At 43.5% G+C, this 20,575-nt stretch carries 16 protein-coding genes; 3 read left to right on the top strand and 13 right to left on the bottom strand.

What is annotated here, in order from left to right:
• Positions 1-38: 38 nt before the first annotated feature.
• Positions 39-3,482, bottom strand: a complete 3,444-nt coding sequence (locus PAENI_RS22865; protein WP_149646790.1) for a collagen binding domain-containing protein — start codon at positions 3,480-3,482, stop codon at positions 39-41.
• A 280-nt stretch (positions 3,483-3,762) separates the two neighbouring features.
• Between PAENI_RS22865 and PAENI_RS22860 the strand changes: the two genes are divergently transcribed.
• A complete protein-coding gene (locus tag PAENI_RS22860; protein WP_149646789.1) occupies positions 3,763-4,521 on the top strand; it encodes a YwaF family protein in 759 nt (252 codons plus the stop codon).
• Positions 4,522-4,578: 57 nt separating this feature from the next.
• Here PAENI_RS22860 and PAENI_RS22855 read toward each other — a convergent pair whose 3' ends face one another.
• From PAENI_RS22855 to PAENI_RS22835, 5 genes are all read right to left on the bottom strand, one after another.
• On the bottom strand, positions 4,579-5,010 hold the full coding sequence (locus tag PAENI_RS22855) for a peptidylprolyl isomerase (protein WP_042190291.1): 432 nt from the start codon (positions 5,008-5,010) through the stop codon (positions 4,579-4,581).
• Between the two features lie 145 nt (positions 5,011-5,155).
• Positions 5,156-6,490, bottom strand: coding sequence for a diaminopimelate decarboxylase (gene lysA, locus PAENI_RS22850; protein WP_076284538.1), 1,335 nt, complete (start codon positions 6,488-6,490; stop codon positions 5,156-5,158).
• A 127-nt stretch (positions 6,491-6,617) separates the two neighbouring features.
• A complete protein-coding gene (locus PAENI_RS22845; RefSeq protein WP_262495724.1) occupies positions 6,618-8,231 on the bottom strand; it encodes a spore germination protein in 1,614 nt (537 codons plus the stop codon).
• Between the two features lie 707 nt (positions 8,232-8,938).
• Entirely contained in the window at positions 8,939-9,364 is a 426-nt protein-coding gene (locus PAENI_RS22840) for a stage V sporulation protein AB (protein ID WP_076284537.1), read from the bottom strand.
• Positions 9,361-10,023 (bottom strand): stage V sporulation protein AA, encoded by a 663-nt coding sequence (locus PAENI_RS22835; protein ID WP_149646788.1) that lies wholly within the window; start codon positions 10,021-10,023, stop codon positions 9,361-9,363. Before PAENI_RS22835 ends, PAENI_RS22840 begins: the two co-directional genes overlap by 4 nt.
• A 263-nt stretch (positions 10,024-10,286) precedes the next feature.
• Here PAENI_RS22835 and PAENI_RS32695 point away from each other — a divergent pair, with 263 nt between their 5' ends.
• Together PAENI_RS32695 and PAENI_RS22830 are read left to right on the top strand one after the other, a co-directional pair.
• The gene (locus PAENI_RS32695) at positions 10,287-10,415 is read left to right on the top strand and encodes a hypothetical protein (protein ID WP_262495695.1); all 129 of its coding nucleotides are present in this window, start codon (positions 10,287-10,289) and stop codon (positions 10,413-10,415) included.
• Between the two features lie 4 nt (positions 10,416-10,419).
• A complete protein-coding gene (locus PAENI_RS22830; protein ID WP_262495694.1) occupies positions 10,420-10,929 on the top strand; it encodes an arabinogalactan endo-1,4-beta-galactosidase in 510 nt (169 codons plus the stop codon).
• A 59-nt stretch (positions 10,930-10,988) separates the two neighbouring features.
• On the opposite strand, the gene PAENI_RS22825 is transcribed toward PAENI_RS22830, so the two are convergent.
• The 7 genes from PAENI_RS22825 to PAENI_RS22795 all read right to left on the bottom strand — a co-directional run bounded on the left by PAENI_RS22825 (position 10,989) and on the right by PAENI_RS22795 (position 20,558).
• On the bottom strand, positions 10,989-12,032 hold the full coding sequence (locus PAENI_RS22825) for a glycoside hydrolase family 53 protein (RefSeq protein ID WP_149647062.1): 1,044 nt from the start codon (positions 12,030-12,032) through the stop codon (positions 10,989-10,991).
• A gap of 5 nt (positions 12,033-12,037) precedes the next feature.
• Positions 12,038-12,916, bottom strand: a complete 879-nt coding sequence (locus tag PAENI_RS22820) for a carbohydrate ABC transporter permease (protein ID WP_042190304.1) — start codon at positions 12,914-12,916, stop codon at positions 12,038-12,040.
• 24 nt (positions 12,917-12,940) lie between these two features.
• Complete coding sequence (locus PAENI_RS22815; RefSeq protein ID WP_042129685.1) at positions 12,941-13,831, bottom strand: ABC transporter permease; 891 nt, start codon at positions 13,829-13,831, stop codon at positions 12,941-12,943.
• Between the two features lie 247 nt (positions 13,832-14,078).
• Positions 14,079-15,782, bottom strand: a complete 1,704-nt coding sequence (locus PAENI_RS22810; protein WP_149646787.1) for a type 2 periplasmic-binding domain-containing protein — start codon at positions 15,780-15,782, stop codon at positions 14,079-14,081.
• 109 nt (positions 15,783-15,891) lie between these two features.
• A complete protein-coding gene (locus PAENI_RS22805; RefSeq protein WP_149647061.1) occupies positions 15,892-17,532 on the bottom strand; it encodes a response regulator transcription factor in 1,641 nt (546 codons plus the stop codon).
• A gap of 11 nt (positions 17,533-17,543) precedes the next feature.
• Entirely contained in the window at positions 17,544-19,295 is a 1,752-nt protein-coding gene (locus PAENI_RS22800) for a sensor histidine kinase (protein WP_149646786.1), read from the bottom strand.
• 303 nt (positions 19,296-19,598) lie between these two features.
• Positions 19,599-20,558, bottom strand: a complete 960-nt coding sequence (locus PAENI_RS22795; protein WP_076299551.1) for a DMT family transporter — start codon at positions 20,556-20,558, stop codon at positions 19,599-19,601.
• Between the last annotated feature and the right edge of the window lie 17 nt (positions 20,559-20,575).

Raw genomic sequence — 20,575 nt, 5'->3', positions numbered from 1 at the left:
TGCTTCTTTCAGTTCAATTTCAAATCATACTTATTCACTTACTTTAAGTTTCCTCCACGTCTAAATACACGGTTTAGAATATAGCCTATGGCTATTAATCCAATACCTGTCATGTAGAGCGGCACAGGGCTACTTTCTCCCGTCTTTGGAAGCTGAGGGGCACTTGAAGTGCTGTTGTTGACTGTACCTTTCGGAACTTCCTCATCAACAATGTCGACTTCACCCAAAGGGACATTTCCATCTGTAATAACTAAATCAGGAGTTCCTACTTCTTCTGATGTCGCGGATTCCAGATCGGTCGTATTCCCAGGGCCAGCAGGTACTGCCGGATCATTGATGATTACTCCTGGCACCAGCGAACTCGTAGGTGAAGGTGTTAACGGACCTCCTGGGGCTCCTGAGGTTGGTGTAGACGCAGGTCCTGATGTCGGCTCTGTTGACGGAGTAGCCGTCGGTTCCGATGAAGCTGCTGGTGTTGCGGTTGGGACTATAGTTGGTTCTGGCGTTGTAGTAGGCGTAGGCTCAACTGCTTTTTGATTCGTAATTACGAGTTGATTCCTTGATGAAGAATGAATGGACACTGGATGCTCTTTAGGATCAAGTACATAGCCACTAGGAGCTGTCGTCTCAATCAATACGTAGTTACCCAACCATAATTTATTGAATGTTGCTGTACCAGCGGAATCTGTGGTTAAGCTATTAATAAATACCCGGTCTGAGCCGTTAAGGCGATAGAGTGCAAAAGTTGCATCTGCCAGCGTCTTCAAGTTGTCCTCTGCATCCAGCTTCTTAATCATCAAGGAACCTCTAACCCCGCTGCCTGATCCTGATCCACTCGACACACCGACGATAATTTCTTTAGAAGAATCTTTGCTTATTTCGATAACATTAAAACCACTGAAACGAACAGTATTAATTACTTTGTCTCCTGTATTCGCCATAATCAGGGATTGATAGTCTAGAATATAAGGTTTACTAATCTCCTTGGCGAAGCTTAAATCAAACGACTGCTTGCCGTCTACATCCGTTTTTATTTCTAAGCTGTAATCGATACCCTGAATCAATTCAGGTCCGCTTTTTGTTACATCCCCATTTTCAGCTACGATTGTAGGATACAGATGGAATGAATCCTGCAGCAGAATCTGATTAGCGCTAGGAGTATCGTTGATTAACGCATTCTTCACAGTAGACTGACTACGATTAATTTGAATGCTCCAATCGATTTTTTCGCCATTCTGAACACCCTTTTTCAAGAGATATTCGTCTCCATAAGGAATCTTTACGGTAGCGTTCAAATCCTTGGATACCTTTTTTGCCCCATCATAGAGATTGGCTTTATTATCAATAGAAGTGCCAATGACTTTGCCTTCAAGACTTGTATGAAATTCTATATAATAAGCGGATTGAATAGCATCTGTAAAAGAGAGCTTCAGCTCATTATTACCATTAACACTGTAAGTGTATTTGCTACTGTTTACCTCGACACCTTTCGTTGGGTCTCCATTCTTAGCAACATTCATGGTGTATACTTTCAGCGATCCAGGAACCAGGGTTTGACCCGATTTCAAAATATCCACGACTTCTGGCTCTGCAATCGTTTTGCTATTATAATTGACCCCTAATGTCCAAGCTAATTCTTTAGTTGAAGCATTATAAGAACCAAACTTCAAACCATTGCTTTTCGCTTCGGTTCTTGGAATAAATAGCCCTTCTGCTTCTGTTGTGCGAGGAATTTCGGACGTGTCTAACCAGTCCATCCTAACCTTGTTATTGAAATTTTCAGTATTAGACCAAATCCAATCCTTATTAAATTCCGTTGTATAGCTAATCGTATAAAGACCAGTAATCTGCGAATTAAAGACAACCTTGAATCCTTTATTAGCCTGAACAGGAGCATTGTAAACCAAACTATATTTGGAAGGATTCAATACATTCCCATTAGAATTTCTAATTACGAGTGATTCCGGAATAAACTTCAGTCCGCCAAACGGGAATGACTCCGTAACTTCAACCTGACCCATTGGATAATTATCACTGTTTAATGTGACTTTCCATCCAACCGTTTTATTCTGATAATCTACGCCTGATAAGTTCTTATACAAAATGGCTGACCGTATTAAGCGTGTAGCCTCTCCAGTATAGGTACTGTCCGTAACTGTATTAGTGATTATAGTATCTTCAAACACACGCTTTACAGCTTTGGTCTTATACTCGATTCGATAAGCAGATGTTACATCTTGTTTAAATTGCAAGGTGAACCCTGACTTCTTCACGTCTGAAGCTGCAACTACAGTGTAATCAATATCCTTGGTCAAAAGATTACTCAACGTTGCTGTACCCGCTGAATCCAGTTGCACCGTGTATACCTTTATAGAATTGGCTACTAACGCTTGAGAATCATCAAACAAATCCTTTAGTACAGCATTTCCTTGCGGAATCGTTCTTTTATTATAGTTATATTCGATTGCCCAGGAAATGATTTGATTGCTCCAGTCATATCCGCTAGAGTATTTGTTCAAACTTCCTCCTCGTTCTACTTGAACAGTAGCAGAAGAACTTGCAGGAACTTGCCCATCTCCTGTAAAAGTCGCTGTATTCGTGAAACTTAGCCGATCCTCATCAGTAATAGCTGTGGAGTATTCAATACGGTAAGCACTCGAAATCGCAGGATCAGTGAAACGAACATTTAACGATCCTCCAGTGAACTCTGTAGAATATTTACTGGTATCGAGTAGTGCACCTTGTGTTACCGAACCGTCCAACTGGATACTCAGTTGATACACACTCACAGTAACCGGAGTGCTAAGTGACAACCCTGTTGGTATAGCGTCCGTTACGACTGCATTCCCAACAGTTTTTAATGATTTATTTACGTCAACAGACCATAGAATATGGTCTGCATTAAAACCCTGAGGAATCCCCCTCTTCTCAATGGCCGATCCTACATTCGGTCTAAAATTCACAGTAACCGTCTGAACACCACCGCTCACCGGAAATAAAATCTGCTGAACAGTACTTCCTGAGATTTTTTGTTTATCAAACTTAGTATTGATCCGAAGCGTTCCTTGCACATCATCATGCGTTTCTATGTAGTCGTTAAAGGTCATTGTTACTTGGTGTGATAACTGCTCAACTGTAAAAGTTCCTACATCTCCATCCTCTGAGACCAACAAGCCGCTAATATCATTAAAAAGCTGAAACTGCTCTGGAAGCTGAAAGTTAAAGGTGTCACCTTGCTTGTAGGGATGAGCTTTAGGAAGAGACCACGTATAATCTAATGTTACATTAGCTTCTTGCTCATAGACACTATCCGTAACCGTCTGCCCGTCTTCACCATATACAGCCATTGAGACACTGGTGATGATATTCCGCTCTTGATCGATTGCCGCTCCTTGTACTTGTGGAGTGAACCCGATGCCATAGGCATATTGCGCTACAAGCATCAGAATAACGATCATCACACTTATTCTTTTCTTTAACATTATCCTAAAGCCTCCAATTCCTTTTCCAATTTGATTTTTCTATGTTTGTATCCCCTCTTGAAGCGTAATCTCTGCCATTCCTCATGCTCGAATGCTTCTTATGTAATTCCGCGCCCGTTGCCCCATCTTATGTTAAAATAATGAAAAGTCATCCTTCTGTGGGTTAGCTGACAGAATGCATACATATATAACCATTTTATGGATGTTTCGAAACAGAAAATATCAAAAATTTACAAAGATGTTTTTTGAAGTGCTTTTTAGGTACGAAGGAGGTTGGTTCATGCATCTTTTATCTTATTTTGATCGACAGCGTACGGAGGATTTCATTATGTTCTCCCCTTCACATTGGATTGCTCTGTCTATCATTACATTGGTCTGTATACTGTTTTACAGTTTAAGATTCGAGATTCGGACTGATGTGAAACTTCGGCAAAGTGTGCGCTTGCTGCTGATTATTATTCTTTTGTTCTCAGAAACAGGTCTTCAAATATGGTACCTCTCTCAAGGCGTATGGCAATCCAGCAGCTCACTCCCGCTCGAACTATGCGGAATTACTTTACTACTATCCGTTATCATGCTGATCACTCGCAGCCGAGCACTATATTCCTTTCTGTATTTTGCTGGGATTGGTGGAGCATTCATTGCTTTACTCACACCGAATCTGGTCTATCCATTCCCTCATTTCCGATTTCTACTGTTCTTTATAGCACATGGTGGTATTGTTCTCGCTTCTCTTTATATGACCTGGATTGAGGGCTATAAGCCCACTTGGAAATCTCTCCTGTTCACCATGCTCGGACTAAACCTTGTGGCCGCTTGTGTGTGGATCGCCAATTACATCCTAGGATCTAACTACATGTTCCTATATCATAAGCCCAGCACTTATTCTGTATTGGATTATTTCGGGCCTTATCCTTATTACCTGCTTGTTGAAGAGTTGTTTGCCTTCATTGTGTTTCTGCTCATGTATTTGGTATTCTTCTGGGTGCCAGAGCAGCGTAAATCGAGACGTAAACGAATAAGCCGGATTCCTTATTAAATAAGAAAAGGCCAGCCTCCGATAATCCGGAGACTAGCCTTTTTAAATTAAGAATTCTTAAGCTTCGATGATTTCTACCGAAGTCATTTTGTCGCGTCCTTTGAAAGTATCAACAAGATCCATACCTTCAACTACTTTACCGAATACAGTGTGAACTCCATCCAAGTGTGGTTGCGGTGCATAGCAGATGTAGAACTGGCTTCCGCCTGTGTTCTTACCCGCATGTGCCATAGCAAGTGTTCCGCGCTCGTGCTTGTTTGGGTTGATTTCGCAGTTGATTGTGTATCCTGGACCACCAGATCCAGTTCCGTTAGGACATCCGCCTTGAGCTACGAAACCAGGGATAACACGGTGGAATGTCAATCCATTGTAGAAACCATCTTTTGCTAGCTTTTCAAAGTTAGCTACAGTGTTTGGTGCATCTTGATCGAACAAGTCAATCAGCACTACGCCGCCATTTTCAAGAGTAATTTTCGCTTGCTTTGCCATATGTAAATGACCCCTTTCAAAATTAACAAATTTAGAATACCTCAATTATATTACTATGAAACTACGCACAAAGCAAAGCAAGCAGAAGTAATTCCTGCTTGCTCTTTATGCCTTACCAGTTTTCCCTACCTAACATTAACGGCTGTTACTTAGCAACAGCAGCTTGTTTAGCGATACGCTCAGGAACAATATCGTTGGCAATAAGATCATTATAGCTTTCGCGACGCACTACAAGATCGCTGTGTCCGTTCTGAACGAACACTAAAGCCGGACGACGAAGCCGGTTGTAGTTGCTCGCCATGGAGTAATTGTAAGCGCCTGTGCAGGCTACAGCCAACAGATCGCCGCTTTCAGCCTCAGGCAGCTCTACATCCCAGATCAGCATATCTCCGCTCTCGCAGCATTTACCAGCGATGGATACAGTTTCTGTAGCCTCTTCATTCGCACGATTAGCAAGTAATGCCTCATATTTAGATTGGTACAATGCAGGACGTGGATTATCAGTCATCCCACCGTCAACGGCAACGTACTTACGCACGCCTGGGATATCCTTGTTCGTACCTACTGTATAAAGTGTAGTACCTGCATCTCCAACAATACTACGGCCCGGCTCCACCCAAATTTCAGGCAAAGCATTATAGATTCCAGCAAAATGAGTCTTCACGGCATCCGTAATTGCAGTTACATATTCAGAAACATGTAATGGGGTATCCCCCTCAACATAACGAATACCGAAACCTCCACCTAGGTTTACTACACGGAAGTCCACTTCCAAACCTTCTTTAACACTACGAGCAAAACTCGCTACACGTTCAACAGCAAGCTGGAATCCATCCGTTTCAAAAATTTGAGAACCAATATGGGAATGTACGCCAAGCAGCACTAAATTCTTTTTGCTGACTGCCGCTTTAACTGCTTCATAAGCCGATCCATTACCGATATCAAATCCAAATTTGGAATCGGTCTGGCCTGTTGTAATATACTCATGCGTATGAGCTTCGACACCTGGTGTCACACGTAACAAGATGTTAACCTTAACTTCTTTACGTGATGCAATCGACTGCAAAAGATTAAGCTCTACCAGATTATCGACTACAAAGCAGCCGATCCCGGCATCAATCGCCATTTCGATCTCTTCAGAAGTCTTATTGTTGCCATGAAAATGAATGCGTTCTGCAGGAAAGCCAGCTTGCAAAGCAGTATAAAGTTCGCCATCAGATACAACATCAAGCGACAAGCCTTCTTCATCAGCCAAACGAACCATAGCCATTACTGAGAACGCCTTACTTGCGTAAGCTACTTGGAACCCAAGTCCAGAGGATTTAAAAGCATCCATATATTCCCGGCAACGTTGTCTCACCAATTGCTCGTCCAATATATATAGCGGGGTTCCATATTCCGCCTTCAATTCAGTTACATCACATCCGCCGATCTCCAAATGCCCAGCATCGTTAATTCGGCTAGTACCGTGTAGAAACATTCTTTAGTCCTCCAATTTCTGTGGAATATCAAGGTTCCACCCTGTCTTTAGTGTATTCAGTATAACAGACAGTGGGAACTCCATTGAATGGACTAATTTGCAGTAGTTTTGTATTTTCCTACGATTGTTAATCATTCTTTTGAGTAGGCGGCACCCTTGTATTGTCTCTAGTTTTGTTGAAAGACGGCCTTGTCTTCGAGCTTAAGACTGGCTTACGCACTAGAATTTCACTCATTGCCTTTGCATTAAAAGGTATAAACGGCCACATATAAGACGAGTTATAGGAGCGGTGAGTAGTTAGGAAAATAGTCAGTAGTGTCGTGCCAATCATAAATCCTGGCACCTGAAATGCCGCTACGGCAATTAGCAACACAAGCCTGACTATTCGATTCGCAAGACCCAGCTCATAACTCGGGGTTGCAAACATACCGATGGAGGCTACAGCCATATACAGAACTACCTCGTTTACAAACAAACCACTCTGAACCGCTATATCGCCAATCAATATAGCTGCAATCAGACCCATCGCTGAACCTAAAGGCGTTGGTGTGTGTACTGCAGCCATCCGCAGTAAATCAACCCCAAGCTCCACAATTAGAAACTGGGCGAGTATTGGAATTCTGGCGGTCTTTTGAGGTCCAATGAAATCCAGCATAGCCGGCTTTAGTTCAGGATGAATGACAAGCAACATCCATAGCGGCAGCAGGAACATGGACGCAAATATACCGATAAAACGGACCCACCGCAAGTACGTTCCCATAAAAGGAGTCTGACGATTCTCCTCTGCATGCTGACAAAGATCAAAAAAAGTAGTCGGAAGAACAATAACAATTGGTGAGGTATCTACAAACAGTATTACCCGTCCCTCCAATAAATTGGAAGCTACGACGTCGGGGCGTTCAGAATAACGCACCATAGGATATGGATTCCATCCACCGCCGATAATCGCCTCCTCTAATTGTTTATCTGCCAGAGGAATACCATCAATATCAATGCTTTTGATTTTGTCGATAACAGACATAACCTGTGTTTTATCAACGATATCATCAATGTAAGCCACGCATACATCTGTCTGTGTCCGTCGTCCAACCCGAAATAGCTCATATTTCAGCCCTGGATCTCGAACCCGTCTTCTGACAAGCGAGATATTGCTCAGTAAAGTCTCTGTAAAACCGTCGCGCGCACCGCGCACCACCCGATCAATCGAAGGCTCGGCTGGACTGCGACTAGGGTAAGAACGAGTATCCATGATGATAACTTTGTTCTCACCTTCGACGAATAGCACGCTCAAGCCTTCAAGTACCTTCTCGATACTTTCGCTTAAAGAATTCCCCTCTTCCACCTGGATGTGAGGGACATATTCATTCATAAAGCTAGACAGCACACCCGTAGACAGATTCTCAGAGGTGAGATAGGTCAGACGTTTTAGAATATCATCGGTCACATCAGTGTTGGTAAATCCACTTAAACAGAGTAGAGCTGTCTTATGTCCGCCAAAGGACATCTGTCTGAACGTTACATCAAAGCTTGTACCCAGTCCCATTACCTCAGTAAGTGTTTGTTTCGTATCTTGCAAGGACATTGGGATTTCATCATTACCTTGCCAGTAAATGACGGATTCTTTTAACGAGTTGGAGTGCTCGCGATCTCGTTTCTTCTGTAGCTTGCTGCTTCCCTTTTGATTGCTGTCTTGTGACTCTTGTTGCGCTTGCTTCTTAGATAGTTTGGACTTTGGCGTCACTTTGGCTTGAGATTCTTCCCCTGACTCTGTTGCGGACTCTGATCCGCCTGCTTGATGGGTATTCTGATCTTGCGCCTCATCTTCGGATTCCGAGTCTGAATCTAAGCCGAATAACCTGGCAAAAAATCCTTTACTAGGCTCATTCTGCTCCTGATTCCCAAGCTCATCTGATGCCTCTGCATCCTGCTGTCCGGAATCCGGCTGTGCAGCTTCAGCGCTTTGCTCTTCTGCCCCTAGCTCCGCAGATGCTTCTGCATCCTGCTGCCCGGAATCCGGCTGTGCTGACGCTTCGGCGCTTTGCTCTTCTGCCCCTAGCTCCGCAGATGCTTCTGCATCCTGCTGCCCGGAATCTGGCTGTGCTGACGCTTCGGTGCTCTGCTCTTCTGCCCCTAGCTCCGTAGATGCTTCTGCATCCTGTTGCCCGGAATCCGGCTGAGCTGATGCTTCAGCGCTTTGCTCTTCTGCCCCTAACTCCGCAGATGCTTCTGCATCCTGCTGTTCTTGACTCGGATCAGCTGTTGTAGTATTTTCCGCCGGATCTGCGTCTTCACTGGTCATAGAAGCTCCGTTAACCTCGGTATGATCATCAACTAGATCCTCTGCGGTATTCTTCATTGCTGCGGCAGCCGCAGCGTTTTCTTCCTGATGATCCTCTTCTGGCACAGAATCACCGCTGTGAATAAATTTGCTCATTCCATAACCCCCGTTTACTGTCGGTATACAAACCAGTCGAACAAAGAACCCGCGACCTTCCCGCTTACCATCGCCATTAACAGCCCGAACAGATAATGTGTCATGTTCAAGCGTTTAGCGAGTATCGGCAGCACATTTAATACCTCGGTCAATGCTGCAGCGAGCATCCCGACAAAAATCCCGTCAAAAAGTCCTATACCAAGTTCAACTAAAGGACCTGAGGATATTTTCCAATTCCAAAAATCACTTACGGTTCCTAGCAATGATCCAACTACCATCGCACCCTCATACCAATGTACTTTATCGTAAGAAGAAGTTAATTGAGCCAGACGGGGCACCATGTCGAGAACCACAAATAAAGCAATCACACCACCACCTACAGCGATCCCCCCTGCAATACCCAGCAGCAAATTCAACCCTAGTGTTATAGGTGCCGTCATCTTCCGTCCTCCACGTTCTCTGGTTGATTTTCTCCACGGCGCCTCATTTTGCTATACTCCTCATTGATGACGTATTGGTCGATATTTTTCTGATACAGGTACATTTCCACTTCTAGCGGTGTAGGCTCTTCATTCCACTTTTTCTTAAATAAATGGTTGAAAAAAATGACCATCCCAAAGCCGATTCCTACAGAATACGCAATCTGAAATACAACCGGATGTTCATCCCGATGGCCGGTTATCATCTCCACGATTCGGATTTGAACCTCCTGCATGTTTACATCCGCATGAAAATTCATGATTGTCAGCGCAGATCCGAAGAACAGCAGCAGCCACACTAAGACAAACATCGCTACTGAAGGCTTCCGCCTCTCCACCGAACTTTCAATCTGCACAATCGTTCTCCCTTCACCGATCGGCTCAATATCCGCTTCCGGCAAAAGCTCATTAATGCGGGGAATAACCATCAGAAGATCAATCAAAATTAGATTGCCGTCACTTTGCTCTGGCTTCATTAGCAGAATAGATTCCAGCGACTCTTTCAGCTCTGGCTCCGCGATCAAAAATGCAATATCACCCAATGTGACACCTTTACCTTTGGGCACCGTCACCCGGTTCTTAAGCTGTATATAGATGGCGGGAGCAGAATGTTGTTTCATCCGCATTCCTCCTAAAGGTTGTGGTCAAGTAGCTCCGGTGCAAGATAACGGTAGTATGGGAGTAAAGCCTTATTTTTACTCTTGTAGCCCTGAATCAATTTCCAAAGATGCTGAAATGTTGAATTTTTATTGGTATCGGGAATGCTTACCCCACCTTACAATCTTGTTATAAAAGAGAAAGGGAGGAGTTTAATGTAAACGGATACAAACATCGCTATGCTAATGGCGCCTGTTGTTAAAATCCTAATCCGGAGGTTATGATCATGAACAAACAGAACTCAAAAACTACGTTCAAATTGTTCGTTTGCCTGTCTCTCGTGTTTAGTATGTGTTTCAACTTTGGGAATAACAAACCAGCGGAAGCTGCTACAGGTAGGGAACGAGACGAATAATGGAATGCTTTGGGAGGATGGAAAGGCTTCTGTAAGTATGAGTAATTTTGCCGCGTTCATCAATTCAGGATATAGTGCAGTAAAAGCGGTCAGTAGTAGTTCAAAAGTCATCGTCCACCTCTCTAACGGCTACGACAATTCCTTATTCCGCTGGATGTTTGACGGTCTGAAGTCTAACGGTGCCAACTATGATGTGATCGGCATGTCACTATATCCCACTACAAGCAACTGGTCTACACTGAACGCTCAGACATTAACGAATATGAATGATATGGTTGCCCGGTATGGTAAAGAGGTGATCATTTCAGAGGTCGGCATGGACGTTAGTGCTCCAACAACGGCGAAAGCTTTTCTTACCGACATCATTAGCAAAACAAAATCGGTAAGTGGCGGCAAAGGGCTTGGCGTGTTCTATTGGGAACCGGAGAGTTATGGTACATGGTACGCTTACACAAAAGGTGCCTTTGATTCTTCTGGTAAGCCTACGGTGGCTTTAGATGCCTTTTTGAATTAAAAAAGAAGACAGCCACGGTGCTTAACCATTGGCTGTCTTCTTTTCTATCCTAATAATCTTTAGAAATGGAGCGAATCCAGTTTCTTACCTTCAAAATCAAACAGAGCTAAATTGGACCACCCATTCTCATGCCCAACAGACCATTCCTTTTGCGAAGGAATCCAAGCAGGCTCCCAGTAATAAAAGCCGATTCCTTTTCCGTTAGGTGTATTCTCAATTACGTTTATGAAATCCTTCATATACTTAGCTTGACCCTCTTCTGTGGCTGGATAACCATCATGGAGCTGGGCTTCCTCATTCACAATTACTGGAAATCCTTCAGGTGCATTCAGTGTCCATGGATAGGCTGTTTCCACCACAATGATATCCTTGTTATAACGCAGCGCTAATTCGTTCAGGTTAAGCTGCAAGTCGTCCAAAGTACCATGCCACCAAGAGTAGAATGATAATCCGATAACATCATAATTTACACCATGTTCTAAGAAACGATCAAAAAAGTTACGGCTCGCCGGATGATCAGCACCCCGGTCAATGTGGATCATGATGGACAAGTCAGAATCGACGGATTTCGCGCCCGCTATACCTGCTTTAACTAGCGTAGTGAACTGCTCCCACTGCTCCGGAGTATCACAATCTCCATCAACCTTGCCTTCTCCCCATAACATGCCTGGCGTAATTTCATTACCGATCTGCACCATATCGGGCAGTGTGCCTTGGGACTGTAAAGCTTCAAGTGTCTCGCGTGTATAATCATACACGGCGGATGTCAAACCACTGAAGTCAAGTGCCTCCCAAGCTTTTGGCTTCCATTGGTTAGCTGGATCCGCCCATTTATCTGAATAATGAAAATCCAGTAGAAAATCCAGCCCTGCTTCTTTGATCCGCTTTGCCATAACCAGCGTCCGTTCCAAATTGCAAAAGACGCCTGGAGGGTCATTCCAAATCCGCAGCCGTATGGCATTTACTCCATTGTCCTTAAGGATGTGGATTAAATCCTCACCTTCCTCAGCAGTCCGAACAGAGCGACTATGGAATTTGCCTCCGCCCTGCTCTATTTCATCCAAAAATGAGATGTCCATTCCATTGATAAATGTCGTTATCATCATCCCTACTCCTTTACAGAACCAAGTGTCATTCCTTTAACAAAATACTTCTGCAAGAATGGATATACGATTAGAATAGGAGCAGCCCCGATAAAGATTTGCGCGGCTCTAACCGTTGTCTGCGAGATTAATTCCATCTCCTTCGGATTAATGCTCATGGAGCTCATATCCCGTTGAATGATAACGGTCTGCAGAAAGGTCGCCAGCGGAAACTGCTTAGAATTGTTCAAATACAATAGTCCATCGAACCAAGAGTTCCAATGGAACACCATACTAAACAGTGCAATCGTCGCAATCGATGGTAATGAAATCGGTAAGTAAATGCTGAACAAGGTACGGAAATGTCCTGCGCCGTCAATTAGCGAAGCTTCCTCCAAATCTTTAGGAATACCGCGGAAAAAGTTCAGCATCAGAATTACCAAGAATGTATTCACCGCACCTGGCAGAACGAGTACCCAGAAGGAATCCATTAAGCCAATCTTTTGAATAACAATATAGAATGGAATCAGACCACCATTAAACACCATGCTGAACACGAACAACCAGGAATAAACATTCCGGCCTTTGAAGGCTGAGTTTTCCTTAGATAGCGGATAAGCTGCCAGAAAAGTAATCAGAAGCGTAAGTCCGGTTCCGAGTACAGTTCTTTGTACGGATACCCATATAGAGTGTAGGAATATCGGATTATTCATTGTCTTTTTATAAGCTTCCAGAGAGAACTGCTTTGGCCACAAGCCCACCAGATTGGCATCAGCCGCAGACTTGGCACTGAAAGATACAGCTAATACGTGAATCAGAGGAACAATACACATGAGTGCGAGTATGATCAGAAAACAAGTATTGAATATGTTGAAAATACGATAACCTCTAGTTTTGTAATACATAGGTCTCCCTCTTCCATTGGTAGTTTAGAAAATGCGATATCCTGCCCATTTTTTAGCCAGACTGTACGATACAAGGATTAGGACCATACTAATGGCTGACTTGAACAGTCCGATTGCTGTACCAAAGCCCATCTCACCATTCAGAATAGCTGTCCGGTATACGAAGGTGTCGATAATATCGCCTTTCTGATAGACCAGCGGATTGTAGAGGTTAAAGATCTGGTCAAACCCTGCATTCAATACATTTCCGAGAGCCAGAGTACCTACCACAACAACCATTGGCAGTAGAGAAGGCATTGTGATAAAACGTGTCTGTTTCCAGCGGGTTGCACCATCTATTTCAGCAGCTTCATATAATGAAGGGTTAATTCCTGCTAGAGCAGCCAGGAAGACGATCGTGTTATAACCAAATTCCTTCCATACATCCGTGAGAATGACCGTGAATCTGAACCAGTTATTATCTCCTAAGAAAAAGATGGGTTTAATCCCCATACTGCCGAGGATCTGATTGACGAAGCCATCTGTAGCAAGCAAATCTAGCAAGATCCCGCCAAGGATGACCCAAGACAAGAAGTGAGGTAAATAAACCAATGTCTGAATTGTACGCTGTATATAAACCTTGCGAATCTCATTCAATAGAATGGCGAACACAAACGGCACAGCCAGATTGAAGATCATCTTCAGAACGGCAATAATCAATGTGTTCCAAATGACCTGCATGCTGTCATTACGTTCAAATAGATAGCGGAAATTATCTAATCCAACCCACGCTGATCCCGAAATTTTTAGCCATGGCTTATAATCCTGAAACGCCATCACAATTCCGCCCATCGGTATAAAGCTGAAGATGATCAGGAATATCATCGCCGGCAGCAACATTAAGTGAAATGGCCATGTTTTTTTAAGTGTTCTCATTCTTGGTCCCCCATATCGTGTCAAGTTCTTCTGTAACCATACTCAAATTATAGCAACGACAGGATTCCCCAAATAGCGAGCAAAACCAATATATATGGTACAAAACCAATCTCTTTACCATATAGAAACAGAAGCAAATTTATAAAAATTCGGATAACCGCTAACGCAAAAAGAGACCGTTCCCACAGCTAAATAAACAGCTGAGGAAACAGTCCCGAATTGTGCTACTCATACCCTTAACAGAGCATTATTTTACGCTGTCATACCATTCATTTACTTCTTTAGTGATTTGGTCGCCACCGCCTGATTTCCAGGTCGCTACGAAGGTATCGAAAGCTTCTAGTGGCTTGTTGCCATAGATGATCTCATTAAACGTTTGGTTCTCGATTTTGTTCAGATAATCCATCTTCGATTTCATAGTTTCAGTAGTAGGACCAGTGAACATATTTTTGAAGGATTTATCCTCTTGTGCCAGCAGAACCTTTGCAGCCGCAGGGGTATCCTTACCATAGTTCACAGCTACATCCTTCTCCAAACGAGTGGTTGGTTCAGCACCATCTGCAAGGTTAAGAAGAGCTTTCATTTGGGCATCCGGAATCCGGGCACCGTCACGAACCAGCATATAACGAACGCTGTTCACATAACCACCAGCAATTTTATCATTTTCAATCATCTTACCGTTTGCATCTAGTTCATAGTCATATCCTGCGAAGAGGCCATTATCCAGCTCGCTACCAGGCTTAGGATCAGCGAAGTTATCGAACAGATAGTTTTGATAGGTGAAGAATGCTTCTGGATTTTTCATTTTAGTGCTAATCAGAGTTACACCGTTGGTGAACTGTGTACCATGACGCATAACTTTACCATCTGGTCCCGCTGGAATTTCAATTGGAGCCCATACAGCATTCGGAGCATTCTTCACAGTATCCTGAAGCGGCCAACCGCTCATCCAGTAAGGTCCTGGGAGAATACCTGCTGTACCCGCCACTGCTGGCTCAGCTGTTTTGTTCTCATCCCAAAGTGCTGCTTCTTGAGGAATATAACCCTTTGCGAGCCATTCCTTCATTTTTTCCAGCCCTTGCTTCATACCTGCATTTACAGAACCGTATTCCAATTTACCATCAGCATCAAGATTCCACTGCTGTGGAAGAGTTCCGTAAGCACCGAAGATCCAGGAAGGATCGCCCATCCAAGTGTTCATCGATGTCTTAAAGCCGATACTAAGCGGAGTTACCTTGTCTGGTGCCAAGCCATCAGGGTTCTGATTCTTGAACGCATCCATAACTTTTTCTAGCTCATCTATCGTTTTAGGTGATTGCATATTTAGCTTGTCCAGCCAATCTTGGCGGATCCAAAGAATGTAATCATGGTTGTACGCGTAATCGAGAACAGGCAGACCCATTCTTTTGCCATCACGGCTGTATTGGTTCCATACGTTCGGATCCTGTGCCATGGCTTCTTTCCAAGTAGCTGAAGCGTATTTATCAAAAAGTGTTCCCACTTCAGCATACATACCGGAATCGATCAAATCCTGAGCAATCGTGCTATCACCCGTACCGATCGTTACAACATCGGGCATTTCCTGACCAGATGACATCGACAGGCGTAGCTTGGTTCCAAAAGCACCATTCGTATCTGTGATGGACCAAAGTGATTTAATATTGATGCCGAACTTTTCTTTTGTCCACTTCGTAGCAACGTTATTCTCAATGCTTTCCCCATTCTTGAATTTAAGCTCAGGGTCAACACCCCATACCGTTGTAATGGTTACCTCAGGATCATATTTATCCTTGTAGGCGTTTTCAGAATTAGATGTTGTATTGGTAGTCGTATCACCGGCTGTATTCTTTCCATCAGCGGCATTATTGCTCGAACAACCTGCGAGACTACCTACCAAAAGCATACTCATACACAGGAGCGGCAGCCATTTTTTTCTCTTCATCGCGCTCATTTTGTTCCCCCTTAGATTCCTTAAGTGTTGGTTATGACTTAATTATAGGGAACGAAGATGATGTTGAATACGTCATTTAAACAAGGTTTCTGCACCTTTCTCAACCTCTCTATCCGTCACGAAATTCATTTGGTGTCATATTGTAATGCTTTTTGAACATTTTGCTGAAATATTGCGGATTCTGATATCCGAGTTCGGTAGTGATTTCATAGATTTTTTTATTCGTATTCTTAAGTAAATAAAGTGCACGTTCCATCCGCATGCGGATAATATAGTCTCCGAGCCCTTCTCCTGTCTCTGCCTTATATATTTTAGATAAGTATACGGGGTGCAGATACACATGATCCGCTATCGTCTTGACCGACAGATCATGGCCAGAATGGTTCCCTACCAGCTCATGTACCTGCTTAATAATATAACTTTTCGTGTTCTGATCGCTTTCTGAGAGTTCCTTCTGAAGCTTGTTTAGCATATCAAACGCCCAGTCCTTCAGTTTGTCAAAAGAAACAATGATGCTCTGAGTCAACATCGGATCGAACGCATATTGGTCGATTTGTGAGATGAACTGCCCCCCTTTGTGGGCAATGTACATGAATGCATTAGTAATGGACAGAAAGACTTCATACAGATGCTCACTTGAAAAGCGTGCATTCTCCATATCTCGGAACACATCAGCTATCTTCTGGCGGGCTGTATCCCATTGCTTAGATTCCAGCAAATGAATGAGCGTTGGCGGACGATAAAGGCTTTCGAGTGATTTGATGCTCATCATCTCCTGAAGATGACGATCCCCCAGATAAAGTACCGAGCCTGTTTCATTATGTGTTGTCAAATACATTGAACTTAAGCCACTTCGATAGGCAGCCGTCATCCCTTCGGGAAAAGCAAACCACTCCGTTACGATAAGCGATATCTCACCCTTCAGGTAGTTACTCACACTAATTCTGAAGTTAGCGATCGCTGACTTAAGGATTTGTTGTCTCGCAGCATCGTAATTATTCGACTTCTCTAATTCACGCTGGATGACTGGCTTCAGTTCCACAAGCAAGATTAAACAATCATGGGGTGCTTTGCAAAACCAGACATGGAACTGCTCCTTAAAGAGCTCCTCGGCAATATTGCCGATGGCATATTCCATTAGGGAAACCGAATGATGATCCATTGCGGCATAATGTTTACCCAGCTGAATCAATAACATCGCCGCTTCAACATCTGATTCGAAAGAGATTTCATATTCCTTAAGCTTTAATGCAAGTGTCCGCTCAGACAGCACTCTACCAAGTAGTAACTCATGCATCAAGTTGGCCCGCAAAACACTGTAATCGGCTTTGCGATTATAGAGTAGCAAATGATATTTATCATGTGCCTCCCATTCGTCTTTTAGAGACTCAATCGCTCCGGAGATACTATTGATAAATTCCTCATCACTTACTGGCTTCAAAATATAATCAAAAGCCTGTAGCTGAATCGCCTTCTTAGCGTACTGAAAATCAGAATAACCTGTCAGCAGAATCGACCGGATATCCGGCCATCTCTCGCTCACCGTTTCAATTAATTGCAAACCGGACATTCCAGGCATCGAAATATCAGTAACCATGATATCTATGTCCTGCTGTTCCAATATTTCCAGAGCCTCGGCACCCGATGCCGCCTGATGCACTTGCTTTACGCCAATCTCGTCCCACGGAATCGTGCGGGCCAGACTTTCTGTTACATAAGGCTCATCATCGACTAACAATATCTCTATCATCATATTCCCTCCTAGATGTCATCCATATTATTGTCAGTTAGCGGTAACAACCACTGAAGTTTAACCTGCAATCCTCCGAGTGATGATGGTGCAATCGTCAATCCTGCATCCTCACCAAAACGCAGCCGCATTCTCTGATGCACATTCCAAAGCCCGCAGCCCATTTCTTCATCCATCGCTTTGCCTAGCTTATTTTCTAATACGATAATTTCCTCCGGGGTCATGCCTTTTCCGTCATCCTCAACCGTTAATGTCATAACTCTTCCGTTGCATGTGCCCGTAATTCGCACCAGCCCCTCTTTAGAGACAGGCTCAATCCCATGGATAACCGCATTCTCTACCAAAGGCTGAAGAACCAACGGAGGAAGATCTCTTTTCCGCATTTGCGGCGGGATAAGAACTTCATATTGAAGTCTGCTCATCCTCATTTTTTGGATCTCCAGATAGTGAGTCACAAATTCCGTTTCTTCAGATAAAGCGACAAGATCGCGTTCTTGGCGGGTCGTATATCTGTAATACCGGGATAGATTATGCGACATACCGACGACAGCACCCATATTATCGAGCTTCGCCATACTCGTAATAAATGAGAAGCAATTATAGAAGAAATGCGGATTGATCTGGGATTGAAGCTGCTTTAATCTAGCTTCTCGAACATGGATTTTTTCCATTAACACATTCTCAATCAGCTTCTGAATCTGTTCCACCATGCTATTAAACCTTCCGGACAGGAAGCTGAACTCATTCTTACCTTTGATCTCCACCCGTGCAGAGTAGTCTCCTTGCTTCAACCTCTGGAAGCCTCCAACCAATAATCTAACAGGCACCTGCACCTGAACATATAGTAGATAGGCTACGAGACAGCTCATTAATAACAATGCACCAATAGCAAAATAAAATAAGCGATTGGAGGTTTGGATCGGATGCAGTATTTCTGACAGCGGCATATAGTCGATCAAATACCAGCCCATTTTATCCGAATAGACTATGTTTACACTGTAGGACTCACCATTAATGTTCACTGTACGATTTTCACTTTGCTTCAGCTGCTCTTGCTCCAGCCTTTTTACCAATTCATTAGCTAGCTGCTTGTCAGCACTACGGTTAAAGATAAGTCCAGTACCCTGTTTATAATAAAAAGGATCTCTCCTGCCATCACTTTTGAATTTATCCAGCATATCTTCAATGTTTCGGCTGTCAAACTCCACTTTCATAATCGTATTGACCTTTTCAGGAGTGAACTCTGACATGAAGGGGGTAAAAGAAAACCAAGAGAACACAAAATGGTCGCCATCTTGCTCAACGATCTTTTCTACATGCCAGCCTGACTTAACTTCCCGCTTCAAATCCTCATCCGAATACGGTATAGCATCATTCTCTGACACCATTCGGTGGATGGACGGTGAATAGAGGTACAACTTACTCTTCCAGTTGGAGGAGCTTTCCTGAATACTGATTTTGGTCTGAATCCGCTTAATCAGGTTAATCGCATCCAGGTTCAAATGTGTTCCCTTCAAATAAGTATCCTTCAAGCTCAAAATATCAGGATCATGAATGAGCAGGATCGGCCAGGAGGACAACAGCTCCATATTGCTCTCTACTTGATTCTGAAAAAAACTGAGCTGATTGCTGTTCGAAGTATTTAACTCCGTACGTAGCACATCCGTGGTCGTCTTATTGGAATAGAAATAGAGGATCGTAATAGGAATCAGCATGATGACCATGATACTTACGATTTTGGTAAATAAATTATATCTATACACTTTCCTTCACACTCCGACTCAAATGTCATAGCCTCTATTGTACAAATAATCTTCATTAACGCATAGATAATTTCTGCCTGCAAAATGAGGTAGACAGGTGATAGCTTGTTCAAGCACTGTTATCGTCTTCTCTATTGTAAAGGCTTAAATTATTGCGCTATATGCTACGTACGAAACATTTCTGCAGTTTTTGCAGTCTAATGTATTGTAGAGACATACAAAAAGGGATGATCCGAAAGCCGCTAGGCATTCCAGTCATCCCTTTATACTTTATTTAGTTCAATCTATACAATCAGAGTCTGTTCAGAGCGTTTGTGCTTTAGATTGTTGACTCGATATGAAAAATAAAGCGGTCCAGATCAACGCGAACCCGATAATTTGCGGTAGCGTGACGAGCTGCTGGAATACGATCCAGTTAATGATTACTCCCGTCATAGGAAAGCTTAGTTCAGCCAATGTAGCGAAAGAAGCTTTGGTAGTGCTGAGTCCTTTGTAATACATCAGCATACTGAGTAGTCCTGGCAGCAGAGCCTGCAGCAACAAATTAATGGCTATGGCAGCAGATGCACCAAATCCACCATTAATCTGCCAAGGAGCACCTTCTAATGTGGTGATAACGAAAAGCAACGGCAGCGCCAATATAAATCTTAGGGAAGTCACGGTCTCATATTTCATAGACCCAAGCAGATAACGTCCCATTACTGTTGAGCCACCCCACAATGCGGCCGCTCCTAAGGCCATCAGACTGCTAACACCGATAAAGTTGTTCACATGTCCGAATGGAATACTCCAACCAAAGGTCAGCAGATAGGTTCCTACCAATGCCACAATAATGAGGATTCCGAAATTTTTAGGCAGACGTTCTTTAAGAATTAAGGCTGCAAGACCGATAGCGAATATTGGCTGAAGCTTTTGCAGCAACAGCACAGCATTTAAATCCCCACTGGAGAGTGCCATCGTAAATAGAATTGTCGCCCCGGCAGAACCTCCCCAGGAAACAATTAGCAAAGCTCCAATCTGGCGAAATCCAATACCTTTTAGCTCCGCCCGGTGACGCCAAAGAACAGGGGAAGCAGCCAAGAAAAGCACCACATGCTCCAAAAGAACAATTTGCGATGAGGTCAAAGATTTTAAGAGGATAATACGAAAGAGCGGATCAACGCCCCATAGTGCTGCACCGAACACAACGAGCCAAAACCCACTGCGTAACGGCGACGTGCTGCTTACCTTATTAGCTGATGATGAAGCTGTTACATTACTCATAATTCCATTCTCCTTGT

This window comes from Paenibacillus sp. B2(2019) (assembly GCF_008370385.1).
Taxonomy (GTDB): domain Bacteria; phylum Bacillota; class Bacilli; order Paenibacillales; family Paenibacillaceae; genus Paenibacillus_AQ.
This window is presented reverse-complemented; position numbering and strand designations above follow the sequence as displayed.